This window comes from Hydrocarboniphaga sp. FW305-C-57, assembly GCF_058783045.1.
In genome coordinates this window covers 82,443-107,997 of record NZ_JBYSYG010000016.1, presented here as the reverse complement: position 1 = coordinate 107,997, position 25,555 = coordinate 82,443, and the positions used below count along the sequence as shown (strand labels likewise).

The 25,555-nt window shown below is 62.5% G+C and carries 22 protein-coding genes and 1 tRNA gene; 9 read left to right on the top strand and 14 right to left on the bottom strand.

Annotated elements, in window-relative coordinates; all coding sequences use genetic code 11:
* The first annotated feature begins 16 nt into the window (after window positions 1–16).
* The 5 genes from AC3WUM_RS23085 (at window position 17) to AC3WUM_RS23065 (ending at window position 4,782) form a co-directional block, all read left to right on the top strand.
* The gene (locus tag AC3WUM_RS23085) at window positions 17–2,686 is read left to right on the top strand and encodes an AsmA family protein (RefSeq protein WP_492413388.1); all 2,670 of its coding nucleotides are present in this window, start codon (window positions 17–19) and stop codon (window positions 2,684–2,686) included.
* Window positions 2,667–3,245 carry an SRPBCC family protein gene (locus AC3WUM_RS23080; RefSeq protein ID WP_492413386.1) on the top strand — a complete coding sequence of 193 codons (579 nt, stop codon included), beginning with the start codon at window positions 2,667–2,669 and terminating at the stop codon, window positions 3,243–3,245. Before AC3WUM_RS23085 ends, AC3WUM_RS23080 begins: the two co-directional genes overlap by 20 nt.
* The gene (gene mutY, locus AC3WUM_RS23075; protein ID WP_492413385.1) at window positions 3,242–4,309 is read left to right on the top strand and encodes an A/G-specific adenine glycosylase; all 1,068 of its coding nucleotides are present in this window, start codon (window positions 3,242–3,244) and stop codon (window positions 4,307–4,309) included. Before AC3WUM_RS23080 ends, mutY begins: the two co-directional genes overlap by 4 nt.
* On the top strand, window positions 4,310–4,606 hold the full coding sequence (locus AC3WUM_RS23070; protein ID WP_492413384.1) for an oxidative damage protection protein: 297 nt from the start codon (window positions 4,310–4,312) through the stop codon (window positions 4,604–4,606).
* A 100-nt stretch (window positions 4,607–4,706) separates the two neighbouring features.
* Window positions 4,707–4,782, top strand: a tRNA-Phe gene (locus tag AC3WUM_RS23065).
* Window positions 4,783–5,012: 230 nt separating this feature from the next.
* Here the strand turns inward: AC3WUM_RS23065 and AC3WUM_RS23060 are convergent.
* The 11 genes from AC3WUM_RS23060 to AC3WUM_RS23010 form a co-directional block, all read right to left on the bottom strand.
* Window positions 5,013–5,270 carry a cytochrome C oxidase subunit IV family protein gene (locus tag AC3WUM_RS23060; protein ID WP_492413382.1) on the bottom strand — a complete coding sequence of 86 codons (258 nt, stop codon included), beginning with the start codon at window positions 5,268–5,270 and terminating at the stop codon, window positions 5,013–5,015.
* Window positions 5,271–5,302: 32 nt separating this feature from the next.
* Window positions 5,303–5,980, bottom strand: coding sequence for a cytochrome c oxidase subunit 3 (locus tag AC3WUM_RS23055; protein WP_492413381.1), 678 nt, complete (start codon window positions 5,978–5,980; stop codon window positions 5,303–5,305).
* Window positions 5,981–6,028: 48 nt separating this feature from the next.
* Window positions 6,029–6,739 (bottom strand): hypothetical protein, encoded by a 711-nt coding sequence (locus tag AC3WUM_RS23050; RefSeq protein WP_492413380.1) that lies wholly within the window; start codon window positions 6,737–6,739, stop codon window positions 6,029–6,031.
* 160 nt (window positions 6,740–6,899) lie between these two features.
* Window positions 6,900–7,670 carry an SDR family NAD(P)-dependent oxidoreductase gene (locus tag AC3WUM_RS23045; RefSeq protein ID WP_492413379.1) on the bottom strand — a complete coding sequence of 257 codons (771 nt, stop codon included), beginning with the start codon at window positions 7,668–7,670 and terminating at the stop codon, window positions 6,900–6,902.
* Between the two features lie 46 nt (window positions 7,671–7,716).
* Complete coding sequence (locus AC3WUM_RS23040) at window positions 7,717–10,200, bottom strand: efflux RND transporter permease subunit (protein ID WP_492413377.1); 2,484 nt, start codon at window positions 10,198–10,200, stop codon at window positions 7,717–7,719.
* A gap of 19 nt (window positions 10,201–10,219) precedes the next feature.
* Complete coding sequence (locus AC3WUM_RS23035; RefSeq protein WP_492413409.1) at window positions 10,220–11,305, bottom strand: WD40/YVTN/BNR-like repeat-containing protein; 1,086 nt, start codon at window positions 11,303–11,305, stop codon at window positions 10,220–10,222.
* A gap of 77 nt (window positions 11,306–11,382) precedes the next feature.
* Window positions 11,383–12,762: a DUF1329 domain-containing protein gene (locus tag AC3WUM_RS23030; protein ID WP_492413375.1), complete on the bottom strand. Its 1,380-nt coding sequence runs from the start codon at window positions 12,760–12,762 to the stop codon at window positions 11,383–11,385.
* 26 nt (window positions 12,763–12,788) lie between these two features.
* Window positions 12,789–14,480 carry a DUF1302 domain-containing protein gene (locus tag AC3WUM_RS23025; RefSeq protein WP_492413373.1) on the bottom strand — a complete coding sequence of 564 codons (1,692 nt, stop codon included), beginning with the start codon at window positions 14,478–14,480 and terminating at the stop codon, window positions 12,789–12,791.
* A gap of 272 nt (window positions 14,481–14,752) precedes the next feature.
* Window positions 14,753–14,962 (bottom strand): ferredoxin, encoded by a 210-nt coding sequence (locus tag AC3WUM_RS23020; RefSeq protein ID WP_492413371.1) that lies wholly within the window; start codon window positions 14,960–14,962, stop codon window positions 14,753–14,755.
* A gap of 43 nt (window positions 14,963–15,005) precedes the next feature.
* Entirely contained in the window at window positions 15,006–16,214 is a 1,209-nt protein-coding gene (locus AC3WUM_RS23015) for a cytochrome P450 (RefSeq protein WP_492413369.1), read from the bottom strand.
* Between the two features lie 37 nt (window positions 16,215–16,251).
* Window positions 16,252–17,127, bottom strand: a complete 876-nt coding sequence (locus tag AC3WUM_RS23010; protein WP_492413367.1) for an SDR family NAD(P)-dependent oxidoreductase — start codon at window positions 17,125–17,127, stop codon at window positions 16,252–16,254.
* Between the two features lie 134 nt (window positions 17,128–17,261).
* Between AC3WUM_RS23010 and AC3WUM_RS23005 the strand changes: the two genes are divergently transcribed.
* The 4 genes from AC3WUM_RS23005 (at window position 17,262) to AC3WUM_RS22990 (ending at window position 22,581) form a co-directional block, all read left to right on the top strand.
* Complete coding sequence (locus AC3WUM_RS23005; RefSeq protein ID WP_492413365.1) at window positions 17,262–18,011, top strand: SDR family oxidoreductase; 750 nt, start codon at window positions 17,262–17,264, stop codon at window positions 18,009–18,011.
* 46 nt (window positions 18,012–18,057) lie between these two features.
* Window positions 18,058–18,807 (top strand): SDR family oxidoreductase, encoded by a 750-nt coding sequence (locus AC3WUM_RS23000; RefSeq protein WP_492413363.1) that lies wholly within the window; start codon window positions 18,058–18,060, stop codon window positions 18,805–18,807.
* A 95-nt stretch (window positions 18,808–18,902) separates the two neighbouring features.
* On the top strand, window positions 18,903–19,760 hold the full coding sequence (locus tag AC3WUM_RS22995) for an SDR family NAD(P)-dependent oxidoreductase (protein ID WP_492413361.1): 858 nt from the start codon (window positions 18,903–18,905) through the stop codon (window positions 19,758–19,760).
* A gap of 379 nt (window positions 19,761–20,139) precedes the next feature.
* The gene (locus tag AC3WUM_RS22990; RefSeq protein ID WP_492413359.1) at window positions 20,140–22,581 is read left to right on the top strand and encodes a TonB-dependent receptor; all 2,442 of its coding nucleotides are present in this window, start codon (window positions 20,140–20,142) and stop codon (window positions 22,579–22,581) included.
* Between the two features lie 78 nt (window positions 22,582–22,659).
* Here the strand turns inward: AC3WUM_RS22990 and pldA are convergent, their stop codons facing one another.
* From pldA to AC3WUM_RS22975, 3 genes are read right to left on the bottom strand one after another with little or no spacing between them, the layout of a single operon-like run.
* The gene (gene pldA, locus AC3WUM_RS22985) at window positions 22,660–23,442 is read right to left on the bottom strand and encodes a 4-pyridoxolactonase (RefSeq protein WP_492413357.1); all 783 of its coding nucleotides are present in this window, start codon (window positions 23,440–23,442) and stop codon (window positions 22,660–22,662) included.
* A 20-nt stretch (window positions 23,443–23,462) separates the two neighbouring features.
* On the bottom strand, window positions 23,463–24,302 hold the full coding sequence (locus AC3WUM_RS22980) for an NAD(P)-dependent oxidoreductase (RefSeq protein WP_492413355.1): 840 nt from the start codon (window positions 24,300–24,302) through the stop codon (window positions 23,463–23,465).
* Complete coding sequence (locus AC3WUM_RS22975; protein ID WP_492413353.1) at window positions 24,299–25,525, bottom strand: phosphotransferase; 1,227 nt, start codon at window positions 25,523–25,525, stop codon at window positions 24,299–24,301. The genes AC3WUM_RS22980 and AC3WUM_RS22975 overlap by 4 nt, the downstream gene beginning before the upstream one ends.
* Between the last annotated feature and the right edge of the window lie 30 nt (window positions 25,526–25,555).

Genomic DNA, 25,555 nt, shown 5'->3' with positions numbered 1-25,555 from the left:
CCACAAGGCGACGTCCATGGCCCGACCGTTCAAACTCCTCATGATCCTCGTCGGGCTGGTGCTGCTCGTCGCGATCGGCGCCGTGATCGCAGTGATCGCCACCTTCGATCCGAACGACTACCGCAGCCAGATCGCGGGCCTCGTCAAGGACAAGACCGGGCGCGAGCTGCAGATCGGAGACATCGGGCTGTCGGTGTTCCCGTGGATCAAGGTCGATCTGGCTAAGGTGTCGCTGAGCAATGCGCCCGGCTTCGGCGACCAGCCGTTCGCCGAAGTCGGCAAGGCCAAGGTCGGCGTCGAGCTGATGCCGCTGCTGCGGCAGCGCAAGATCGTCGTCGACGGCCTGCAGCTCGACGGCCTGGTGCTCAACCTCGCCAAGAACGCCGACGGCAAGACCAACTGGGAAGACCTCGTCAAAAAGGAGGACAAACCCGACGAGCCCGAGACGCCCGAAGACGAATCCAAATTCAAGCTCGAGGACATCGACATCGGCGGCATCGAGATCACCAAGGCCGCGATCCGCTACCAGGACGACCAGGCCAAGCAGGCCTACCAGATCAGCGACTTCAACCTGAAGACCGGCGCGCTCAAGCCCGGCAAGGCCTTCGACATCGAAACCTCGGTCAAGGCCGCGCTCGAAGCACAGAAGCTCAACGTGGAGCTCAAGCTCAGCACGCACGTCGACCCGGACCTCGACACGCAGGACATCGAACTGTCCAAGCTCAAGCTCGAAGCCAAGCTCAGCGGCGCGCAGCAAGGCGAAGCGAAGTTCGAAGGCGACATCAAGGGCAATTTGAAAACCCAGGCTTTCGAGCTGCCCAAGCTCACGCTCGACGTGAAGGGCAAGAGCGGCGACATCGAGGCCGAAGCCACGCTCAAGGGCAGCATCAAGGGTGACATGATCTCGCAGCAGATCGACGTCTCCGGCCTCGACCTCGACGCCAAGGGCAAGCAGGGCGCGGCCAACAACGGCCAGGCCAAGCTCAAGGGCGCGATCAAGGCCAATCTGCAGACGCAGGTGTTCGATCTGACCGGGCTCGATGTCGACGCCAAGGGCAAGTACGGCGAATACGACATCGCCGCGCTGCTCAAGACCGCGGCGCATGCGGAACTCGCTTCCAAGCTGTTCACCGCCAAGGGGCTCACGCTCAACGCCACCGTCGGCGGCAAGGCGGTTCCGGGCGGAACGCAGAAGGTGGATCTCACCGTCGGCGACGTGAAGCTCGACCAGGCCAAGGGCAGCGGACAGGTCAGCAGCGTGCTGCTCAAGGCCGCGGGCCTCGAAGCCTCGACCAGCCTCGCCGTTTCCGCGCTCGACACCGATACGCCGCGCTTCTCCGGCCCGCTGGAGGTGAAGCCGTTCAACGCGCGCGAGCTGATCGCCAAGTTCTCGCCGGAATCGCTCAAGACCGCGGACGCCAAGGCGCTCACCTCGGTGAGCCTGAGCAGCAGGATCGATGGCAGCACCAAGAGCCTGAAGCTCGAAGACCTGCTGCTCAAGCTCGACCAGAGCAGCATCAGCGGCAGCTTCAATGTGCGTGATTTCGCGAGCCTGGCGCTGGGCTTCGCGCTCAAGATCGACCAGATCGATGCCGACCGTTACCTGCCGCCGGTCGAAACGCCACCGGCAAACCAGCCAGCCAAGCCCTACAACGCCGCCGAACTCAACAAGACCGAAATTCCGCTCGATGCGCTCAACGATCTGAACATCGACGGCACGCTGAGCATCGGCAAACTCAAGATCAAGGGCACCAACCTGAGCGATGTGAGGCTCGACATCGCGGGCCCAAAAGGGGCAGCGAAGCAGGCGAGCCTGGCCGGTAAGCTCTACGGCGGCTCGTTCACCGCGAACACGCGCATCGCCCCGGGCCCGCGTCCGACTTATGCGATCAAGACCAGCCTGCAATCGCTCTCGCTCGGCCCGGCGCTCAAGGATTTCATGGGCGACGACAAGGTCACCGGCGTCGGCACCGTGAACCTCGACATCACCACCGCCGGCAAGACCGTCGGCGACGTGCGCAAGGCGCTCAACGGCGATGTTTCGCTGAACTTCAAGAACGGCGCGGTGAAGGGCTTCAACCTCGGCGAGATGCTGCGCAAGGGCAAGGCGATGCTGAGCGGCCAGCAATACGCGGCGCCGGCCGGGCCGGTCGAAACCGATTTCGCGGTGATCGACTTCAGCGGCAAGATCGTCAACGGCGTGCTCAAGTCCGACACGCTCGATGCGCGCAATCCGCTGCTGCGCGTCGGCGGTTCGGGCGAGATCGACCTGGCGAACGAAACCTTCAACTACACGGCCAAGCCGACCATCGTCGAAAGCAGCAAGGGCCAGGGCGGCCGCGGCCTCGAGGATCTCGGCGGGCTCACTGTTCCGATCAAGCTCACGGGCACTTTTTCGGCGCCGAAGTACAAGATCGACTTCAAGGACATGGCGACCGCGAAGGTCAAGGCCGAGGTCAAGCAGCAGCTCGACGTGCGCAAGGAAGAGCTGCAGCAGAAGCTCAACGACAAGTACGGCGACAAGCTCAACCAGAAGCTCGGCCCCGAGCTCGCGCCCGCGCTCGAAGGCCTGTTCGGCAAGAAGAAAAAGAAAGACGCGCAGCAGCCGGCGCAGGAACAACCGCAACAGCAGCAGAGCGCTCCGGCCGAGGAGAAGAAGGAAGAGAGTGCGCCGGCCAATCCGTAACTTCGCCGTCCTGCTCGCAGGCCTGCTGCCACTGACGGCGCAGGCCGTGAGCATCGAATCGCTGACCGTCACCAAGACCGACGATCGCTATCGCGTGACGCTGCAGGCGCGTCTCGATGCGAGCGCCGATCGCGCGTTCACGGTGCTCACGCACTACGAAGCGCTGCCGGACATCAGCAAGGCCGTGAAGCTCGTGCGCATCGAGCCCGACGCACCACCCGACATGCAGCGCGTGTATACGCGCATGCGCGCCTGCTTCTCGTTCTTCTGCCGCACGCTCGATCAGGTGCAGGACATGCGCAGCAGCGCCTCGCCCAACGGCGGCAGCCTGTCGGCGACAGTGCTGCCCGAGAAAAGCGATCTGCGCTACGGCCAGGCCGACTGGACCATCGATCGCTGCGCCACCGCCAACGAAACCTGCCTGAGTTTCGTCGCCGTCGTGGAACCCAATTTCTGGATTCCACCCGTGATCGGCCCGTGGGCGATGGAGCGCAAGCTGCGCCAGGAAGCGCTGGAAACCACGCAAGGCATCGAGCGCCTCGCCAAAGCCGCGCCATGAGCACGCCGTTCGCCGACCGCCTGCTGCGCTGGTTCGACCAGCATGGCCGTAAGGACCTGCCCTGGCAGCACCCGCGCGAGCCGTATCGCGTCTGGCTGTCCGAGATCATGCTGCAGCAGACCCAGGTCGCCACGGTGATCCCGTACTTCCATCGCTTTCTCGAACGCTTTCCAAGCGTGCGCTCGCTCGCCGAAGCGCCGGTCGACGACGTGCTGCAGCGCTGGGCGGGCTTGGGCTACTACGCACGCGCGCGCAACCTGCATCGCTGCGCGCAGGCCGTCATGGAGCAACATGGCGGCGAGTGGCCTCGCGACATCGACGCGATGGTCGAGCTGCCCGGCATCGGCCGCTCCACCGCGGCGGCAATCCTCTCGCAGGCCTTCGGCGATCGTCATGCGATCCTCGACGGCAACGTCAAGCGCGTGCTCGCGCGTCACGCCGGCATCGCCGGCTACCCGGGCCTGCCGGCCGTGCAACAGCAGCTCTGGCGCGTCTCCGAATCGCATCTGCCGCAGGCTCGGCTCGCCGACTACACGCAGGCGATCATGGATCTGGGCTCGGCCGTCTGCACCTCGCGCAAGCCGCAGTGCGGCAGCTGCCCGGTCTCCGAAGACTGCGTCGCCCGCCGCGACAACCGCATCGCCGAACTGCCTGGCCCCAAGCCGCGCAAAGCCCGGCCACAGCGCGCCTCCTGGCTACTGCTGATCGAGAACGATCGCGGCGACCTGCTGCTCGAACGCCGCCCGCCGACCGGCATCTGGGGCAGCCTCTGGTGCCCGCCGGTGGTCGATCTCGCCGGTGACTGGCGCGCGGCGCTGGCAGAGCGCTACGGCCTCCAGGCGGGGCTGCCCGAGACGCTGGCCCCGGTCCATCACGCCTTCACGCACTACGACCTCGAGCTGCGCCCCCTGCGCGTCCGCATCGCCAAAGGAGCCCGAATCGCGGATGCCTCGGCCGCCTGGACTACAATGCGCGACCCCGACGCCCTGCCCGGCCTGCCCGCTCCCGTGCGCAAGCTCCTCGAAGCGGCGTATTTTTCGACACCCGATCTGCTGAGCCTCTAGATGTCCAGAACCGTTCATTGCGTGAAGATCGGCGCCGAGGCCGAAGGCCTCGACCGCCTCCCCTACCCCGGAGCGCTCGGCCAGCGCATCTACGACAACGTCTCCAAGGCGGCCTGGCAGCAGTGGCTGCAGCATCAGACGCGCCTGATCAACGAGTACCGACTGCAGCTCGCGGACGCCGAAGCGCGCAAGTTCCTCGCCAAGGAAATGGAGAAATACTTCTTCGGCGGCGGCGAGCTCGCGCAGACTTCCTACGTGCCGCCCCCGGGCGGCGACGAAAGCGGAAAAACTTCTTGACGCACAGCAGCTTCGCCGCTTTAATACGCGGCCTCGCGCAGCCTCTCCGGCTGGCAAACGCGAGATTCCTGTCCCGCTCCTAGCGCGCAGTTGCCCCAGGGGCCGAGTAGCTCAGTTGGTAGAGCAGGGGATTGAAAATCCCCGTGTCGGCGGTTCGATTCCGTCCTCGGCCACCATATCCATATTCACGCCCAAGAACAGCCTTAGCGCCCGTATAACCGCGCGACTATAGGGTTGTTCTTGTTGCCTTTTCTTTTTCTGGGGCGGCGACGCCCCCAGCTATCCGGCCCTTGTGCCGGTGAACACGCCGGGCGACTGAAGCGCAAAGTCGCTCCGCGGCGATTCCAAGGCCGACCGACGCTGCCGTTGTGAAATGCCCGAGGCTCAGAGCTTGCAGTGCAGGGACTTAAGGCATGGCGAGATAGAAGCCAAGCACACCGCAACAGACCCCCAGGATGCATGCCTCGAAGGCGATACGCAGAAGCAATGGCGCATGCCGCAGTTCCATGAAGTAAAGCCCGATCAATCGCATCTTGAACGCAGCAAGCGCGATCAAGCCGGTGTTCATCAGTGATGCCGACGGCGACAACTCGCAGACCGTATCGAGCCCGAGCAAACCGCTCCCCACGGTGGCCCCGATGAGCGCCATCCAGGCCAGCAGCATCCCGCGATCAACCCGATTGACGGATCTCATGCTTAGCGCAGCAGGTATAGCAACGGGAACAGCATGATCCAGAGCAGATCGACGAGATGCCAATAAACTCCGGCGCCTTCAAAGAAACGCGGATTGGGTTCGGGCTTGCGTGCGGCCAGCGCCAACAGCAGCAGCAGAGCCATCCCAACGAGCAGATGCAACAAATGAATGCCCGTCAGCATGAAGTAGAACGTGTAGAACTCGTTGGTTGTCAGGTCGATACCGGCCTGTACCTTGGCTCCGTACTCGAACACTTTGACCAGACAAAAGCCGCCTCCACATCCCATCGCACCGACGAAGAAGCGCGAAGCAATAATCGTTCGGTCGGCTCGCACCATCTGCACTCCGAGCGAGACAAGCAATGAGCTCAGTAGTAGCAGGAAGGTGTTCGTGAAACCCAAGCTACAATCGAGGGCTTCCTGCGACAAGCGATACAGGGAAAGATTTTGTGAGCGGTAAGACAGGTAAGTCATGAAGAAGATGCCGAAGACCACAATGTCACCGAGGATGAACACCCAGATACCGGCTTCTCCCGGAATTCGCTTGCTCGGCAGTGTTGCGGAACGATCCGCGTCTTCAGAAAAAAACATGTGTATGCGAGGTATCAACTTTTTCGAGGCAGGCACTGCCGTGGATGTCGCCAGCCGAGTTGAAGTGATACGGATGTTGTAGCGCTCCATCGCGCATGACCGCGACCCAGGTCTTATGGACGGGGCGCGGTGGCACTGCTATCGGATCGCGCCATTTTCGCGCCGTTGGGCGGCGATTGCGCGCAGCATGAGAATAGAGATCACGGTGATCCAGGTTCCAAAGACAAAAAATGGAAACCAGAAAACGAACAGCCCGTTCCAGGAGAAAGGCCCGGTTTTGGGGATGAACGCGCAGGCTCCGAGTTCGAAGATAAAAGCCGCCCAGAGCGTGAAGTAACCCATCCAGCGCGGGAATGGTGAATTGCTAACCTGCTTGCGGCCGAGGCAAACCCACGCAATCGCCACGAACTGGAAAATGATGTACTGATCCGTGGTGGTCAGCGTGAGCATGGCCACCTCATGGATGAGCGCAGTGACTTCGGCCGGCCGCGTCGGATTAAAGGCAGCCACTCCCCAGAACAGCGGCGGCAGCACCAGAAAAATCGACGTCATGATGCCGCCACCGAACTGGAGGATCGACCAGACCGGCACACCATCGTGCTCGACACGGCGCATCTGGACCGATATCGCGGTGGCAATCGGCATGGCGAACGCACTGCACCAAGAGCAAATAACGGCGCCAATACGAATCCGCAGGCTGTTCTCGGCATAGAAGGCGGCAACGGCTTCTGGGCCAAGCGCAGCAGAAGGCGGTGGCAGCATATGAAACAGGCCCCAGTACACCAGACCGAACAGGCACATGAAGATCATGCCCCAAACGATCAGGAAACTCTGTGCACGCTCGCTCATTGCAGCACTCTTGCATTGGTCGTTGCAGCCGAAGACAAACCAGCCCGCGGATTAGCGCGGCCCGTGCAAAGGCGCCTGCCTCATCACAGAACAGGCGCAAGCGCGCAACCGCAGGCCGTCATGCCCTGGGACTTCGCTGATCCGCGCCATCAGCCTCGATTCACGCGAGGAATCGCGGTTGGCCCAATAGCGCGTTGCCACCCGTACAGAAAACGATCTGACCAGTTTCGAAGTACTCGTCGCGGACGAGCATCAGGGCACAGGCAGCAATGTCCTCCACGGTAGCTGTGCGCCCCAGTGGTGTTAGATCGACGAAGCTCTTCTCGAAAGCTTCCGGGTCCGCGCCGTAATTGCGCATCCCCTGGCGAGACAGCTCCGTCAGGACGAGCGAAGGAACGAGCCCGTTGATGCGCAAGCGCTTATCGCGATACTCGATCGCGGCGCCCTGCACGATACGGTCCCCTGCCCGCTTTGAAGCCGCATAGCCAACAATGCCGGAGAGTGGGTCGTAGGCGGACAAGCTCGAAACGTTGACGATCGCGCCGCCCGGCACCATCGCTTCGGCCACGTACTTGATGAGCATCGCCGGCCCGACGAAATGCAGCCTGGACATTTCGATCAGATGCTCCTCGCTGAACTCGCGAAACGCAACTCGTGGAGCCTGTCCGACGACGTTGACGACGATATCGAGACGACCGTACTCGGACACCGCGACATCGACGAGGTCTTTGATCTGCTCGTGGCGCGTGATGTCCGCGTGCACCCCTAGGCCACCGATCTGCTGCGCGATCTGTTTCACGTCGTCTAGCTTGCGCGCGGCCACCACTACCTTGGCCCCCTCACGTGCGAAGCGCCGCGCGACGGCCTCGCCCATGCCACCGGGCGTCGAGGCACCGAGCACGATCGCTACCTTGTTCTGCAGCTCACCCATCGCCGTCTCCTTATCGTTGCGCTGTCTCGCAGTAGCCGGATATCCGCTAAAACTTGCCTTCTGCACTCATCCTCAGCTCGCGTTGCGCAGTCTTCGCAGACCGCGCGTGATTCACCGAATCTGCCAATGGAGCAGCCCGAACCAGCTTGGAAGTCGGCAGCAGGAAGTGGGACAGCGCCGGAATCAGCACGAGCGCTCCGACCATGTTCCAGAGAAACATGAAGGTCAGCAGGATGCCCATATCGGCCTGAAACTTGATCGGCGACCAGGCCCATGTCACCACGCCAGCCGCCAGCGTCACGCCGACGAGCGCAACCACCTTTCCGGTGAATCCGAGTGCATGCGCATAGGCTTCGCCGAGCGGACGACCGGCGCGCTGATGAGCAAGCTGCACGCTGAGCAGATAAAGCGCGTAGTCCACGCCGATGCCGACGCCGAGCGCGACCACCGGCAAGGTCGCCACCTTCACGCCGATGCCCAGCAGAACCATCAATGCTTCGCACAGTATCGAGGTGATCACCAAGGGAACCACCGCAACGACGACAGCTCTCCAGCTTCTGAACGTAATGAAGCAAAGCAGAGTGACGGCCGCGTAGACCAGCGCCAGCATGAGTCGGTTGGCCGACTTCACGGCGATGTTCGTCGCCGCCTCGATACCGGCTGAGCCCGCCGCCAGCAGGAACTGGATTTGATCGTTGCTGTGCGCCTCGGCGAACTCCGACGCCACCTTCACGACTTCGGCCAGGGTGTGCGCCTTGTGATCACGCAGGTAGGTGATTACCGTCCCGGTGCTGCCGTCCGAGTTGATCAGCTCGGGATTGTTCGTGCGCAGGTCATAAGTCGACTGGGACGAAAGCGAGTACGCGCGATTCAATGTGGCCCATTTCGGTGATCCCTCGAAGATGCCCGCCATCGCGGCGCGGGCCAGACCGGCAGCCGATTCGGTGGTCTGCACCGCAGGCATCTCGCGAAACTGCTGCTCGAGCCGGTCCTCCTCGATCAGCGCCTCGTAGTGGCTCAGGCCGTCCGGCGGCGTCTTGACGATCACCGCGAAGACATCGCTGGAAAGACCGAAGTTGGCGGAGATGAAGGCGTTGTCCCGGTTGTAGCGCGAATCCTGACGCAGCTCGGGGGCACCGGGATCGAGATCGCCCACCTGCAGTTGCAGGCTCAACGCGAACCCGATCACCGTGATCGCGGCACTAGTCCCGATCGCCGCAATCGCCCAGCGTCTGTCGGTAAAGCGCGATAGCGCCAGCCAGAAGCCCTTGAGATCACCGCCGTCGGCCGCTCCACCACCGAGACTACGTTGTGCGGCCGACGAGCTCACCCCGACGTAGGACAACAGAACCGGAAGCAGTACAAGATTGGTCAGAATCAGGACGCCCACGCCGATGCTCGCGGTGAGTGCCAGATCGCGAATGACCGGAATGTCGATAACCATGAGCACAGCGAAACCGACGACATCGGCCATCAGCGCGGTAAGCCCGGCGAGAAACAAACGCCGGAAGGTGTAGCGCGCCGCCACATAACGATGCGTGCCTCGCCCGATGTCCTGCATGACGCCATTCATTTTCTGCGCGCCGTGGGAGACCCCGATCGCGAACACCAGGAACGGCACGAGCATCGAATACGGATCGAGCACGAAACCCAGCAGCGCGATGATGCCCAACTGCCAGGCCACGGCCGCCGACGAACACAGCAGCACGAGCACCGTACTGCGACTGCATCGCGTGTATCCGAAAATCGCCAGGGCTGCAATGAGTGCTGCGATCGCGAAGTAGGACATCACGCGATTGAGACCTTCGATGAGATCACCCGCGAGCTTGGCGAAGCCAACGATGTGAATACGAACGCGGTCGGACTCCAGCGAACGCACCTGCTTTTCGAGATCCTGCGACAACGCCGCGTAGTCGATCGGCTGCCCTGTCGCCTCGATGCGATCGAGCAGCGGCACGAAGATCATGCTCGAGTGGTGATCGTTGGCGACGAGCCGGCCCGTGAGTCCGGCGATGCGAACGTTGTGGCGCACCTGATCGATCGCCTGCGGCGAGCCATCGTAGTCGTCGGGCATCACCGCACCGCCGCGATACCCTTCCTCGGTGATCTGCGTCCAGCGCGTCGCCGGCGTCCACAGCGACTTCATGAACGAGCGATCGACGCCCGGAATCAGGAACACGATATCGTTGATCTTCTGCAAGGTCTGCAGATAGTCGGCGTCGTAGATGTCACCGCCGCGGTTCTCGACCACGATGCGAATCGAATTGCCGAGACTGCGAAGATCGCCGCGGTTGTCGAGAAAGTGACGGATGAACGCCTGGCTCTGCGGCAGCATGCGCTCGAAGCTGGCATTCACTTGCAGCTTCGCTGCCTGCACGCTCAAAGCGACCGTCACGACCGCAATTACGGCAACGAGCGTAGCTCGGTAATTGAAGATGATCCGCTCCAACCAACTTCCGGAGCGACGGTCGAATGCCTCGATACTGCGTACCACCGGCATCTGGCCAGCGGCACCTTCGTTGATCTTCATGTGATGGACCGTATCGCGCTCATCGCGCGAGCTGTTGAATTCGGACGCCGCCATAACCGACGAGCGCGAGTCGACCGTCGTCCAAAGGCAGCGACGCGGCAGTCGCGAATCCCGGGCGCGTGAGCGGCTTTCCGCTGCCGCCCTCAGACGACGCGCGCAGAACCTCCCCTTCTTCGGTCACGATGTAGAAATCCGAAGTGCCGGGCAAAGTGCCGCCACTGAAGAGCGCGGACGTGGTCGGAAGCGTTACCGCAGTCCAGCTCGTGCCGTCGTCGCGGCTCGAATAGGCCGTTCCGCGCAGGCCGAAAGCCAGCAGCAGTCCAGGCTTTCCGACGATGTCGAACAGACTGCCCTTGTAGCCCGTATCGACCGCGATGAAGCGTCCTGCCTCGCGATCGTGGCGATAAACCATGCCACGCTCACCCGCGATGTAGAGCGCGCCACCAACGCGACGGATGGCATTGAGATTGAGTTGCTCGGGGTTGTCGATCAGATGCGAGGCCGGCAGCCAGTGACGACCACCATCCAGAGTCATCGCGATCTGGCCGAAAGTGCCGACCGCGTAGCCGCGATCTCGATCGAGAAAACAGACCGAGACGAACGGCAGCGCACTGTCGCCCTGGATGTTCGCGTTGACCTGCTCGAGATAACGCTGCTTCTCGGTATCGCCAGCTTGAATCAAGTTCTCGTAATAGGCTGGGAACTCGACTTTCATCGTACGCAGGTCGAACTGCTTTTCCCAGCTTTTCCCACCGTCTACCGACTTCAGTACGAGCGCATCGTGCCCCACGATCCAGCCGGTCTGATCGTCGATGAACTGCACGTCCGCCAGATCGGACTGCACCGGAGAATCCATCTGCGTCCAGCTCTTTCCCTGATCATCCGACATCACGATGAGCCCGCGGCTGCCGACCGCGATGAGTCGCTGCCCTGCCTTCGCGATCGCGACGAGCGGAAGCTCGGTGACTTTACGCGCGCTCCCGACGCGATGTGCCGGTGTATCGAGCGGGTCGGCAAACGGCACCGCCTTTTCCTTGGCCGCGGAGGCGAAGGCGAGCAGCAAGCCGGCGAGCAGAGCCAACCGCCTTGAATCGAGATGCGGCATCGTCACGAACTCCTGAAAAGGCACCGGGATCGAAGCGGTAGCGACGCCATTCCGACGTCGCTACCGCGCTCGCCTTGTCAGCGAATGCCTGTGGCGGACAATTGCTGCGGGGTAAACATCGCGTGATCGAGCGGTTTGTCGAACACCTTGACCTTGTTGTGAGCTCCGACCCAGGCGTTGAAGTACACGCCCTTGGTCAGATCCAGAAGGAAGTACGAGTAGCCGCAGAGGAAGGGCTGCTTGGCATCCGGCACCGCATACGGCAGTCCGAAGCCGACACGATAAAGCTTGCCCGCGCGATCGAAGCTGTCGGTGCCGAGAAGATTCCAGGAGTCTTCGTCGAAATAGAAAATCTTCTTCGGGTTGATGTGCCGCTTGCCGTCCTTGAGCGTCGCTTCGACGACCCAGACGCGATGCTTTTCCCAGCGCAGCAGATCCGGATTCGGAAAGCGCGGCGTGTTGAACTGGTCCGTCGTCACGCCCGCCTGATTCGGCTTTGCGACGTTGTACGGAACGATCATCTCCTTCTTGCCGATCAGCTTGAAGTTGAAGCGATCCGGACGGCCCGAATAGAGGAACACTTCGTCGTAGGTGAGTGCTCCACCGAAGTTCGCCGCCGGCGTGTCGTAGGTGAACTCGGGCGCGACGCGAACGCGACGCTGACCTGGCGTATAGACCCAGTTCAACTGGTTGGTCTTGCTGTAGTTGATCGAGAACTGCAACACCAGGTTGTAGCCCACCTGCGAAGACGGGGCGCGACCGACATCGAGCTGCTTGAAGAAATACGGATCCGACAGGCTGCTCTTGCTCTGGTCGTAGTACGCGAGCCCGAGGTAGTTGGCGAAATTGCCGAGCAAGGTTTTATGTCCGGGCGTCACCAACCAGCTGTCGTTGTCGAATTCCCAGAACGTCGGCTGGTAGCGCAGAAAATAATTCCAGATCGCTTCGTAGCCGTTTTTCGGAATCGGAAACGGCAATCCGCCGTATGCATTCTCGACACCGTCGCCTTCCACCGTGCCGGTGAGCTTGGCCGTGGTGGCATTCTTGACCGTGTTGTCGAGCACCCATTTCGGATACGCCGCGGTGCGATGCGTCGGATAGACGTCGAGCCTGAACTCCGGATACTGCTCGATCGTCGCGATCGCACCCTCGGTGAGCTGATCCTTGTACTGGCTGTAGTTCTTCGAGTTGATGCTGTAGAGCGGCTTCTCGGATGGGAACAGATCGGGGACCAGGCCGGCCGCCGGATTGAAACCAGACGGTATCGACGTGTAGCCGCCCTCGTAGGCCGGAATGCTGCCATCGGCATTGCCTGCCTTCTCGGCGCCGAACAGCGTGAGCTTGTCGCCGCCGAGCTGCTTGGCTTCTTCCGCCGAAACCGCAGCGTAGGTGCTGGCGGCGGACAGCAGCGTCGCAACGCCGAACGTAAGCTTCAAAGTATTCTTGATGATCGTCACGGGATCCTCCTTGGGATTCGTGCTGGTCAGAACGCGAACTGGACAGTCAGCGAGAGCCAGTCCTTGTCGTTGTAGAAATAGGTCCCGTTGCCGCTCGCGTAGTACGAGGGAAACCCTGGCGTTCCGATCGGGACCGGCGTGCCATTGGCAGTCGGGAAATTCGTCAGGCCGCCATTGGTGTGCGCGGAGTAGCCGTTGTACTGAAGCGTGACGTTGTAGCGGGCACGGATCAGCGTATGCAGGCCAACCGTGTAGTTGAAGGCCCCTTGGTTCACCGGGCCACCGAGGCTCGCCGCATTGCCGTAAACGCCGTACATCGCAAAGATCGGCATGTCGAGATCGATGCCCGGAAACACCTGCAACCACTGAGGCGTGAACAGGGCAGCGACCGAAACTGCGTCATCGGTCGCACAGCCGTTCCACTTGTTCCCGCTCGGGCAGGCGGATGCGTTGTCGGTCCCGTTGTAGAGGGCCTCGTTGGCGGTGACATCGAGCTTGCGCGTATAGACGACTTCGCCGAGCGCCGAGCCTGTCTGCCAAAGCGGTGTCGGTGTCAAACCGAACAGCACATTGGCCAGCACGTTGAGCGTGTCTCCACGTGCTCCCTCGCGGCCGTCCAGGTCGGACGGCAACGGGCCAGGTACGCTGTTGAGTCCGGTATTGTGGCGATACGAGACTTCGAAGCCCGTGCTCAGCGCCCCTAGCTGCTTGTCGAGGCTCAGGCCGATCAGGTCGACGTTCTCGGCATAGGCCAGATGAAAGTTGGGATTGCCCTGACTGTCCGCGCCGAACAGCGGAACCCAGGGCTGGGTTTCATCCAGGCGCCGATAATGCAGGCCCAACACGCCGCTGAGCCACGCGGGCGACCACGTCATTCGCAAGCCGAAGTTCGAGTTGATTTCGTCGGGCCTGAAATTGTCACCGCGCGGCACGCCACCGGGCCCCAGCAGGTAATCGGTATCGTTGAAGAGAAAACCCGTGATGCCCAGGTAAGTGCCGCCTTGAGGCAAGCGATTGCCTTGGAATTCCAGGAAGTATTGAGCCGTCAGAGCGAGGTCGGACGTGAGATCGGTCGAAAACAGCACCTGCGCGCGTGGGATGGCGAGTTCCTTGGCCTGCGTTCCGGGAGCGCTCGCGCCCTTGATGTTGTCTACGGCGTTCTGCGAGTAGTTGATGCCCGCGAAACCGAAGAACAGTGCGTTACCCCAATACGACGTCAGCCGACCCGCCTTGATCGAGCTCGCGTGGCCTCCGAGCGTGAAATTGGTGAACGCGAAAGCGTCCAGCAGCTGCCCGCCGCGCACGTGATATCGCTTGGTGTAGCTCGAATAGCGATTGCCCTCGTAGGACCCCAAGGCCTCATAAGGCACACCGGGCGCTACCTCGCCCGGATTGTTCTCGACCTTGTTGTCGTACGCGAAATCGCGAAAGCCCGATCCGCTCACACGCAAGCCCGCAGTGCCGAATGAAGCGCCCCGATATTCGGCATCGAATTCCGAAAGCAGCGAAAGGCGATTGGTGACGATGTCGCCCGCGCTATCGAACTTGTAATCGTTCTCCGAATAGACGGGGTTATTGCCGATGCGGTCGTCGACTCCCTTGACCCGCATACCGATGTTGTACTGCACGGTATTGTCCCAGTTGACGTTCCAATCGGGACTCAAATTGAGAGGCATTGCTACGGCCGTTCCGCCCGCCCCCAGACAAGCGCTGCCCATAAGGGCCGCGTACCAACGCATCGCATTTACACGCATGGTGTTTCTCTCTCCTCGCTTAGTTTTGGCCGAGCCTGGTTGCGATCCAGGCCAAGCCAACTGTTATCTATATATTATGATCATCTAGTTGATCTAACCTACCCGCAAAGCTTTCGCTCGTCAATGCATGACGAACAGCTAAAGAGAGGAGGTTTTATTCAGATCGGATGCAACCGTCGGCGCGTGGCGCAGACGTCAACTGCACCGCGCCGATATGGCGAGGCCTGACAGCAGAATCAGCTTTGAGCGGCGACGTCTTCGTGGATTTCGATCGCGCGCTCCGGACAGGCACGTGCTCCTCGCCTGGCCTGCGCTTCGAGACCCGGCGGCACCTGCTTTTCGGCAAACCCGATGTAGCCGTTGTCGTCGAGTTCGTAGAGTTCGGGTACCGCGGCAGCGCAACGTGCATGGCCCACGCATTTATCGGGGATCACGACAATTTTCACGATGAGGTTTCCTGGTAGCAGAAAAGAATAGGGCCGATGCGGATCACGCGGCCGGCCAGACCAGAGGCAGCGCATCGAGTCCGATCACGTCGCCGACATGCGCGCTGAGCTTGGCTCCGTCGCGAATGGAAAACTCTGGGATCCGCTGCAGCCATTCCTCGACCATGATCGGCAGCTGCGCACGCGCAATACCCGCACCGATGCAGAAATGCGGGCCGGCGCCGAATGCCATGTGACGCTCCTTGCGCTCGGCATCGAAGCTCTGTGCCTGCGAAAATTTCGAAGGGTCCATGCAAGCAAGTGGCGTCGACAGCAGCACGTTGTCGCCTTTCTTGAGCGTGACATCGCCGATCTGGATGTCCTGCTTGACGAAGCGGTTCGTCGACACGATCGAGTAGCGGCGCAAGGCTTCTTCGACGAAGGCTCGAATCGCCCCAGTGTCGCCCACCAGCCTTGTGCGCAGACTCGCGTCGAGCGCGAGATGGCGCAAGAGCCAGCTGGCCGTCGAGCCCATGGTGTCCATGCCCGCGAGGAACATGAAGAGGATGAGACCGGAGCATTCGGCCTCGGTGGGCTCGTTGCCGTCGATGCGACTATTGATGAACTGCGGGATCAGTCCCTTGCCCGGCTTGCCGCGGTATTCCTCGTAGAGCTTGCGCATTTCGGCGAGCATGTCGCGAGCGCATTGCAGGCGGATCATCGGGTCGTACTGATGAATGATCTCGAACAGAAACCGGATGTAGAGATCGGAGCGCTCGTAGGGCACGCCCATGAGTTCGCACCAGACCCCGGCCATCATCTTGAACCCGACCGGCACCACGTCGCAGCCGCCGCTCGGCGCGATCTCGTCGAGCACGTGTCGCACGCTCTGGCGCATCACCGGCTCCAGCGCCTTGACCGCCGACGGAGTGAAGTACGGCGCCAGTGCGCTGCGATAACGCGTATGCACCGGTGGATCGAGCTCAACCGGAATCAGCAGTTCGTCCATCCCGACCATCACGTTGAAGCCGGAGATGTAGTGGCTCGTGAAATGCTCGGTGTCGGTGAAGGCGTTGCGAATGTCGTCGTGGCGCGTGAGTACCCAGGTGCCGAACGGATTGCGGCCACCGGGGGGGATGTAGATGACGCGCGGGCCTTCGTAGAAAGCAGCGAATCCGGCGTTCGGATCCCCAGCCTCGTCCCGACGGCCGTACCACTGCTCCTGGCTCACGACGCCGGCCGGCACATGGGCCGGAATCTGGAACTGGTTCATGGACATTCTCGACAAGTGGAAGACGGAGTCGCGGCGATCAGGCCGAACCGGCCAGCTGTTCCATGAGTCGACGCTGGATCTCGAGCGTCGACAGCGCGCCATCATCAACCGGCAGCTGCGCTTTGGCCGCCTTTTCGATCTCGTGCCAACGCTGCTCGGCCACACCGGCAACATGGCGATGCGTGAAGACGAAGAAATGCTCATCCGCGACCGCCTTCACCACGAGACGGCCGGCTTCCTCAGGATCGATGCCGAAGGTCATCGCCTTCTGATTGATCGGATTACCTTCGAACTTGCCGCCGAATTTCTCGGGTCGGTTGCGGCCCGCGTTCCACATGCCGGTATTGACGATGCCCGGACAGATCACGCTGAAGCCCAGCGAGCCCGCGAACTCGATGCGAAACGCATCCGTCATTCCGATCACCGCATGCTTGGCCGCGGTATAGGCTGCCGTGCCGATGCTCGCAGCCGCCAGACCGTTCTCCGACGCGGTATTGCAGATCCAGGCCTTGATGCCCTTGTCGATGAAGCGGCGCGCGAAAATCACCGAACCGTTCCAGACACCGAAGACGTTGACGCCGAACTGCCACTGCAGGTCTCCGGGTGTCGTATCGAGCACCGGCGCTGCCGCGACGACACCGGCGTTGTTGAAAAGCATCGTCAGATGCGGGAGCCGTTCGAAGGCGAAATCGGCGAGCGATTCGATCGACGCCGGGTCGGAAACGTCACAGCGGAACGCGAGCACTTTGCGCCCCGTCGCTGCTGCGATTTCGGCAGCGGTGCGCTCGGCGCCCTGCAAGTCGATGTCAGCGACGACGACATCCACGCCTGCGCGAGCCAATGCGAACGCGATGCCGCGCCCCAGACCTCCGGCGGAACCGGTGACGACCGCGGCGGTAGCTTCGAGCTTCATGTCTTCTCCTCATGTTCTTATCTCGATGAACTCATGTTAGTCTAGATCAGCTATATGATCAATTGCATCGAACGGATCGTTGCGCAAGGATTTCCAGCGCCGATTCCGACCTAATAACAAGAGGAGAAAGCAGCGTGACGCAGCGATTCGAAGGCAAAGTGGCTGTGGTGACCGGCGCTTCCAAAGGCATGGGGCGAGTCATGTCGAAGGCGCTGATTGCGCAAGGAGCCCAAGTCGCCGCGCTCGCGCGCCCTTCCTCCGAACTCGAGACGCTTGAGGCCGAACTCGGCGACTCCGGCATCGCCCTGCCCTGCGACGTCGCTGACCCTGATCAGGTGCGCCGTAGCTTCGATGCGGTGATCGAGCGCTATGGGCGGCTCGACTTCCTCGTCAACAATGCGGCTCTCTGCGCTCCGCACCTGGTCGAGAAATCCACCGACACGCAGATCCGCAACGAGATCTCGGTCAACCTCATGGGGCCGATCTACTGCGCGCGCAGCGCGATTCCGCACCTGCGGGCGACCGGCGCGGGGCACATCGTCAACATTTCGTCGGAATCGGTCCGCATGCCGTTTCCGTATCTGGCGGTCTACGTCGCCACCAAAGGTGGCCTCGAAAGCTTCACCGAAGGCCTGCGCACCGAACTGCGCCCCGATCGCATCAAGGTATCGACGATGCGCCTCGGCAACGTCGGCGAGACCAGCATCATCGATAGCTGGGACGACGCCATCAAGGCCGAGTATTTCGCGCACGTCAGCAAGACTGGACACCTGGCGCTGGTCGGCGGACTCGCCAAGCCGGGCAGCATTGCGCAGGCGCTCGTCGATCTGCTGAGCCTGCCCGAAGACGTCAACGTCGATCTCGTCGAAGTGCGCTCGCGCTGAGCACGCTTCACCGCCCATCCATTCCAGTTCATTCGAGGAGAGCCGCATGCGTTTCAACAACAAAGTCGCCGTCGTCACCGGGGCAGGCCAGGGTATCGGCGCCCACTACGCCAAGGCGCTCGCCAGCGAAGGCGCCGCCGTGGTCGTCGCCGAGATCAATGAAGCCAACGGCAACAAGGTCGTCGACGAAATCGTCTCGGCCGGAGGCAAGGCGATCTTCGTGCGCACCGACGTATCGTCCGAGGCGTCGGCCAAGGAAATGAATGCCGCAGCGCAGAAAGCCTTCGGCGGCGTCGATCTGCTCATCAACAACGCGGCGATCTACGCCGGCATGCGCATGGAGAGCGAGCTCACGATCGATCTCGACTATTACAAGCGCTTCATGGACGTGAACCTGCACGGAGCGCTCATCGTGACGCGCGCGGTCTACCAGTCGATGGCGGAGCGCGGCGGCGGCGCGATCGTCAACGGCTCGTCGACGGCGGCCTACATCGGCTATGACTACTACGGCGTCGCCAAACTCGGCCTCAATGGCCTGACGATGTCGCTGGCGCGCGTGCTCGGCCCGATGAAGATTCGCATCAACGGCATCGCGCCCGGCCCGACCGATACCGAGGCGACGCGCACGACGGTGCCCGGCGCCGTGCTCGACGGCATCGTCGCGCAGCTGCCGCTCGCGCGGCTCGGCACCACCGAGGACATCGCGCGCACCGTGCTGTTCCTGCTCTCGGATGAAGCGGGCTGGATCACCGGCCAGACCTGGTGCGTCGACGGCGGCATGATCCGCCGGCCCTGACACGCATCGCGGGCTTGTGCACCCACGGATCGGCGTCCTCGCCAACAAGCATCTGGTGGGAGCCGATTCGTTTCTCACTGCATTGGAGCAATGAAATGCCGAAAGTCTGGCTCATCACCGGCTGCGCGCGCGGCCTCGGCCGCAGCATCGCCGAAGCCGTGCTGGAGGCGGGCGATTCGCTCGTCGCGAGCGCCCGCACACCCGCGGCGCTGCAAGCCCTCGTCGATCGGCATGGATCGCGCGTCGCGGCCATTCGCCACGACGTCACCGATCCCGCCGCCGCGCAGGCCGCCGTCGCGCTCGCCGTGAGCCGCTTCGGCCGGCTCGACGTGCTCGTCAACAACGCCGGCTACGGTCACATCGCCCCGATCGAGCAGCTCGGCGACGCGGCGCTGCGCGCCGAGATCGACACCAATTTCATGGGCGTCGCCTACACGAGCCGGGCCGCGCTGCCGGTCATGCGGCGCCAACGCAGCGGCCACATCATCCAGGTGTCCTCGGTCGGCGGGCGCATGGGCTCGCCGGGCTTCGGCGCCTACGTCGCGGCCAAATGGGCCGTCGGCGGCTTCAGCGAAGTGCTCTCGAAGGAAGTCGCCGCGCTGGGCATCAAGGTCACCGTGCTCGAACCCGGTGCGATGCGCACGGGCTTCAATTCAACGGCGCACGAGGACCCTGTCGAACTGCTGCCCGAATACCGCCAGAGCGTCGGAGCGGTCAAGGACATGCTCGCCGCTCACGCGGGTCAGGAGAGCGGCGATCCGGCGCGCATCGCGCAACTGGTGCTGCGCCTGGCCGATCATCCGAATCCTCCGCTGCATCTGCTGCTCGGCGCCGATGCCATCGAATACGTTCGGCCCTCGGAGCAGCAGCGCGCCGACGAGCAGCAGCGTTGGGATGCGGTGACGCGGAGCAGCGCCGTGGATGCGGGCGCGATTCCGGAGTTTCCGCGCTGAACAGCACGCGGTGCGCATCGCACCGCCGTGCATTCGCAGCTGGCGCCTTCAGGGTTCGCAACGAGCCCCTGCGTTAGCCGTGCTCGTGCATTCGCCGCAGCTCTCCAGCACGTCGGACTGCGTTCCGGCGAGCATTCGCGGCATTGATCCTCCGTTCGTTTCTATGATATTGATGAGCTATATGATCTAGTCGTCATATCGACAGTCCGAGCTGTCGAACCGGCCCGCCAGAGCGCCGGAAAGAACGAGGCTGGAGGAGAACGATCGGCATTGCCCCTTGCCCGGCGGGCGGGTGGCGTGCGCCCTCGATTTCCCTGCGGCCCAGACCGGGCCTCGCATTCGCCCATCCACCGGATGCAGTCAAGCGAAAGGGAACTCGATGATCAGACACGCCATCTTCATCAGCTGCGGCGGCTTGCTCGGCGCGGCGTCCGCCGCAACGGCACAGGCACCGGAACCCGCGACGGCCGACGTCGGCGCAGCGGCGGATGCCCAGGCGACAGCGCAACCGGAGCTCGACACCATCGCCGTACAGCCACCCGAACCGGCCGAAACGACCGCGGCGGCGCCGACGGAGAACAGGGGCTCGATGATCGAAGAGATCGTCGTCACCGCGCAGCGTCGCGAAGAAACCGCGCAGAGCATTCCGATCTCCATCTCCGCGTTCTCCGCGGACCAACTTGCGAGCGCTGGAGTCGAAGACACACGAGCCTTGCAGACTCTGACACCAGGTCTGCAATTCAGCGGCGCTGCCGGATTCGATCTGATCTATCTGCGCGGCATCGGCACCGAAGCTTTCCTGCCTTCGTTCGATCCCAGTGTCGCCACCTATGTAGACGGCATCTACATTCCCGCATCGCAAGGCCTGATCACCTCACTGACCGGCGTCGAACGCGTCGAAGTGCTCAAAGGTCCACAGGGCACCTTGTTCGGCCGCAATTCCACCGGCGGGGCGATCAGCATCATCACCAAGTCGCCGGACCGTTACTTCGAAGCCCAGGCCTCGCAAGAATTCAGCAATTTCGACGGACAGAAAACCAAGGCCTATGTGAGCATTCCGATCGGCGATACGCTCGCGATCGGGCTCTCGGGCCTCTACTCTCAGCGGGATCCCTATTACACGCTCGTCGATCGGCCAGGCGACATCTATCCGCCGCAGGACTATTCGCTCGCAACCGACCGAAGCAAGGTCGGGCGCATCAAACTGCGTTGGACCCCCACCGACGATCTCGACCTCTCGCTGACCGGTTTCGCGCTCGACAACTCGGGCAGCACGCCAGCGATCCAGCCGCTGCGCGAAGCGAGTCCGCTCGGCACGCTGCTCGGTGCGCGCCCCGACGCCAACGACTATGAAACCAGCGCCAATGCGCATCTGACCTATGGCACGCGCCAGACCATGCTCTATGGCAACGCCATCTGGTCGCTGTCACCGTTCGACATCAAGCTACTGGTCGCAGACCAGAAGATCCACAGCGATCTGATCGTCTACGATTTCGACGGCAGCCAGGCCAATCTCGTCGCCTTCCGCTCGCCGAACGCGCCGAACAACATCACCACCGCCGAGTTGCAGTTCGCCTCGAACGACAGCAGCTGGGGCTCGGACTGGTTCAACTGGGTCGGTGGCTTCTACTACCTGCGTCAACAAGGCGGCTTCGATCCTTCGAACTTCGTCGTCGCCGGCGACGGCACATCCCAACCTGGCAGCGCGCTCGGCGGTCTGATTCCAGCCGATATTCTTGAAAGGCTGCGCCTGGGTGAGTTGCCCCTTACGATTCCGACGCTCGAAGGCAACGGCGTCCGCCTGCTAGTGCACGGCTTGCTGCGTACGCACTCCTATTCAGGTTTTCTGCAAAGCACGATTCATCTGAGCGACCAGATCAACCTCACGCTCGGCGGCCGCTACCAGCGCGAGGATCGATTCCTCGTCAAGCAATACGTCGCCACCTCGAACTCGCAGGGCGAAGAAACCGTGCTGCTGCCGTTCAATCAACCCAAGGTCGAGAGCAGCAACTTCTCGCCGCGTGTCTCACTCGATTACCAGGCGGCCGATCGCATCCTGCTCTACACAAGCTTTTCGCAAGGTTACAAGAGCGGCAGCTACAACCTCGTGAGCATCTACACGCCGCCTGGCTACGTGAAGCAGGAGAAGGCAAGCGCTTATGAGGTCGGAGCGAAGTCGACGCTGTTCGACGGCAACCTGCGACTGAACGGCGCGCTGTTCCAAACCAAGATCGACGATCTGCAACAGCAGTTCATCTCGCTGCTCAGCGGTGGCGCAGTGACGGTAGAGAATGCTGGTGCGGCACGCAGCCGAGGCGCCGAGTTCGACTTCGTCGCCGTGCCCTTTCCCGGCTGGAACCCGAACCTCGTCGTCAATGGCGGCGCCACCTATCTCGACGCCATCTACACGCGTTATCCCGATGCGAGCGGCTTCGATCCTCAGAGCGGCCTCTATCGAGGCAATTTCGACTTCTCGGGCAATCGACTCGCACGCGTTCCGAAGTACACCGCGAGTCTCGGTTTCAGTCAGACCTTCGGCGTGCCCGGCGGCGAACTGAGTCTCGGAGTCGACGGCTACTACAACAGCGGCTTCTACTACACGCCGCAGAACACCGAGGCTGCGAGCCAGGATCGCTACCTGCTGCTCAACGCACGCATCGGCTACGAGTACGAGCCCTGGAATCTGAAGATCACCGCCTTCGTCGACAACCTCGAGGACGTGACCTACAGCGTCTCGAGTCTGACGACCGATTTCGGCACCGCAACGACGCTCGCGCCGCCGCGTCTCTACGGGCTTCGCCTGAGCTGGGAATACCGTTGAACCCCACAGACCGAAGGCCCCGCCGCTACATCCCGTCGCGACAGGGCCTTGGTGTTGACGCTCGCAGCACGGGCTACCTCAGCTGTACCAGTAGGGCGCTTTGAGATAGCTCGCGTAGTTGACCTCGTCGTGCGGAAAGAACACCTCCGCATCATGCTTTCGAGCGAGATCGCGAATCTTGAGGATCGACTGATAGCCGCGCACTGGATCGACATGCGAACTTGGCACGATGAGCTCGTCGAAGGACTTCTGCGTGTAACAGGCATCCGCCGGAAACAGCATCGGCCGCCGGCCACCGAGTTCGACGAGCAGGCTGTAATGGCCCAGCGTATGCCCGGGCGTCTCGATCAGATGCAGGCCCTTGGCGATCTCCTGATCGCCGCAGAGCGTCTCGAAGCGCGGCGTGTAGATGTCGATGTCGGCCCCCATGCCGCGCACCGGCTCGAAGCTGCGGTCCGAGTACGTCAGCGCCTCGAAGGGCTCGGGCTTGTAGGCCGCTTCCAGCTCGCACTTGTGGCAGAGCGTCTTTGCATGCCGGCAGTGCTTGTTGCCGCCGCAGTGATCGAAGTGATAGTGCGAGTTGACGACGAAGTCGATGTCGCCTGCATCGAGGCCGAGCAGCGAGAGCTGCGCCGGAATCGTCTGCTGCTCCGATTGCACCGCACCGGTCGGCGAAATCGCAGTCTGGAAGTGATGCAGATCGAAGCCGGTGTCGAACAGGAAGTAGCCGTCGGCGTGCTCGATCAGCACGCCGTAGGCCGGCATTCCGATCAGCTTTTCCGAGGCCCGGTTCCAGTAGACCTGATATTCCTTGGCGTACATCACGCCACCATCGAGCAACGCTACGCGTGTCGGCTTCATCGCGAACTCCTTGGATTGATTCAACGCCGACCGAGCTGGTCGACGACCTGGATGGCTTCTTCGGCGAGCCGGTCCATCAGCGTGGGCTCGATGCCCGCAAGCCGGCAGACGTCCTGAAACAGTCGCGTGTCCTTCTCCGTCATCGTCACTGCGTGACGTGCGAAAGCCGCATCGGGCAGAAGTCGATCGAGCAGGATGTCGAGATTGAAGCTGGCCGCACTGCCCGAGCGCAAAACCTGCCGCGCGGCGGTGTTTTCAAGCCCTAGCCGGTCCGCAAGCTCAAGCGCCAGATGCGCCATGCGCAGATTGGCGAAGCCAAGCACGTTGTTGAGCAGCTTCATCTTCTGCCCGCTTCCGCTGGCGCCCAGATGCAGAATGGACTCCCCGTAACAGCGCATCAAAGGCAAGACCCGATCGAACGCGGCCTTCTCGCCACCCGCCATGATCGAAAGGCGACCACTCGTCGCACGAATGCGAGCGCCGCTGACCGGCGCGTCGAGCACGGCGATGCCACGGTGCGAGGCCGCATTCGCGATCTCGAGCGTGGTCGCGACCGAAATCGTGCTGTGGATCAGCAGAATGCTGCCGGGCCGCATGGAGGCAATCAGGCCATTCCCACCGAGCGCCAGCTCATACACGTCGGCGTCTCCGAAGACGCAGAGCCCGACGATGTCGCTCGTGGTTGCGAGTGCCGCCGGACTATCCGCGAAGCGCGCAGCCGTATCACGAAACGCATCGAGGCTCGCGCTACGGCGTGCCCACAATGTCGTCGAAAAACCACCCTCGACGATGCGGCGCGCGATCGCGCCGCCCATGTCGCCGAGACCGATGAAGCCGACCGCCGGCGCGGGCGTGTTCATGCTTCGAGCGCCACCAACGAATCAAGGTCGAGAATCGCCTGTGCACCGCGACCGATGATGTCGAGGCAGGCGGCGCGCGGCTGCATTGCCGGCAACAGCGCCCCGGCGCCCATGACAGTCAGGAAACCGTAGTAGGGATAGATCGCATGCCGGCGATACGCGAGCCAAGCCTCGTCGAAATCCACCACGGGCCCGCCGCTGTCCGCAAGCCGCGCGAGATAGAACTCGAGCAGACCGCGCTCCCATCGACGCCGGTTTTCAATCGTGAGTCCCGAGATGACGGCATAGGCGAAGTCGAAAGCCCAGTGTCCCTTGAGCGTGATCTGCCAGTCGCAGGCGCCCATTGCACCGGTCTGCGTGCGGTAGAAATTTCGAATATGAGAATCACCGTGCAGGAAGCAGTGAGGTGCCTCGGCGTTGCCGATCAGCGAAGCGGCGAAAGCCCGCCAGATCCGATCTTGCTGTGGCATCAGCGTAGCTGGGATCACTTCGGCTGAGCGCTCCGCTCCCTTGTCGCAGAGCTTGCGGAAATCGAGCGAAGCGTTGGTCTGGCGCTGGAAATCGAGCGGCGTCTTGAGCCAGGAGAATTCGCGGTCGAGCCTCGGGCTGGCGTAGTACTGGCCGTGGCAACGCGCCAGGAGTCCGACGATGCCCTGCATGTCCACCAGCGAAATTTCGTCCGCCGTCGTGCAGAAGCGCGCGCCCTTGGCGGCGACGATATCGTCGAGGACGACGATGGAGCGATAGCTGCTCGGATCGTAGGCAGCGTAGTAGGCGCGCGGGGCCTCGATCTCGAGTTCCGAACGCACTTGATTGTAGAAGCCGATTTCGCCACGGATGATGCCGGAAAAACCGTTGAGCACGCGCGTCGTCAGCGTCGTCGTACTCTTGATGAACAGTTCTTCGGGCAAACCCGCTGCCTTGCCGGCCTGGTTGTAGCGGACCGCGAGATGTCGGCGGTTCGTGGTGCCGCTACTGCCCCCTCCGGGAATCACCTCGATCACCTCGGCTCCCTCGTGGCCGGCGCACAACACCGCGCTGGCCCATTGCTTCGAAATAGCATCGGCCGAGCGCGGGATCGCCGGCGGCGCCGAGGGAACCGGACGGGTCAGCTTTTCCACGAGCACGTGTCCTGCGATGCGCAGGACGCCGCCGAGCCGCTCGGACAGCGGCGCTGCCCTGGAAACCGGGAAAGCCTCGTCGACCTGAATCTGCACGCCCATGTGATTACTCCTCGTTCGTGAATTGGTGAG

Excerpts from the sequence above, each read along its gene's own strand:
- AC3WUM_RS22990 (WP_492413359.1), top strand. The coding sequence starts at position 20,140 with ATGATCAGACACGCCATCTTCATCAGCTGCGGCGGCTTGCTCGGCGCG.
- AC3WUM_RS22980 (WP_492413355.1), bottom strand. The coding sequence starts at position 24,302 with ATGAACACGCCCGCGCCGGCGGTCGGCTTCATCGGTCTCGGCGACATG.
- AC3WUM_RS22975 (WP_492413353.1), bottom strand. The coding sequence starts at position 25,525 with ATGGGCGTGCAGATTCAGGTCGACGAGGCTTTCCCGGTTTCCAGGGCA.
- AC3WUM_RS23055 (WP_492413381.1), bottom strand. The coding sequence starts at position 5,980 with ATGGAGCGCTACAACATCCGTATCACTTCAACTCGGCTGGCGACATCC.
- AC3WUM_RS23040 (WP_492413377.1), bottom strand. The coding sequence starts at position 10,200 with ATGAAGATCAACGAAGGTGCCGCTGGCCAGATGCCGGTGGTACGCAGT.
- AC3WUM_RS23035 (WP_492413409.1), bottom strand. The coding sequence starts at position 11,305 with ATGCCGCATCTCGATTCAAGGCGGTTGGCTCTGCTCGCCGGCTTGCTG.
- AC3WUM_RS23050 (WP_492413380.1), bottom strand. The coding sequence starts at position 6,739 with ATGAGCGAGCGTGCACAGAGTTTCCTGATCGTTTGGGGCATGATCTTC.
- AC3WUM_RS23060 (WP_492413382.1), bottom strand. The coding sequence starts at position 5,270 with ATGCTGCTGGCCTGGATGGCGCTCATCGGGGCCACCGTGGGGAGCGGT.
- AC3WUM_RS23000 (WP_492413363.1), top strand. The coding sequence starts at position 18,058 with ATGCGTTTCAACAACAAAGTCGCCGTCGTCACCGGGGCAGGCCAGGGT.
- AC3WUM_RS23085 (WP_492413388.1), top strand. The coding sequence starts at position 17 with ATGGCCCGACCGTTCAAACTCCTCATGATCCTCGTCGGGCTGGTGCTG.
- AC3WUM_RS22995 (WP_492413361.1), top strand. The coding sequence starts at position 18,903 with ATGCCGAAAGTCTGGCTCATCACCGGCTGCGCGCGCGGCCTCGGCCGC.
- pldA (WP_492413357.1), bottom strand. The coding sequence starts at position 23,442 with ATGAAGCCGACACGCGTAGCGTTGCTCGATGGTGGCGTGATGTACGCC.
- AC3WUM_RS23070 (WP_492413384.1), top strand. The coding sequence starts at position 4,310 with ATGTCCAGAACCGTTCATTGCGTGAAGATCGGCGCCGAGGCCGAAGGC.
- AC3WUM_RS23015 (WP_492413369.1), bottom strand. The coding sequence starts at position 16,214 with ATGAACCAGTTCCAGATTCCGGCCCATGTGCCGGCCGGCGTCGTGAGC.
- AC3WUM_RS23010 (WP_492413367.1), bottom strand. The coding sequence starts at position 17,127 with ATGAAGCTCGAAGCTACCGCCGCGGTCGTCACCGGTTCCGCCGGAGGT.
- mutY (WP_492413385.1), top strand. The coding sequence starts at position 3,242 with ATGAGCACGCCGTTCGCCGACCGCCTGCTGCGCTGGTTCGACCAGCAT.
- AC3WUM_RS23025 (WP_492413373.1), bottom strand. The coding sequence starts at position 14,480 with ATGGGCAGCGCTTGTCTGGGGGCGGGCGGAACGGCCGTAGCAATGCCT.
- AC3WUM_RS23045 (WP_492413379.1), bottom strand. The coding sequence starts at position 7,670 with ATGGGTGAGCTGCAGAACAAGGTAGCGATCGTGCTCGGTGCCTCGACG.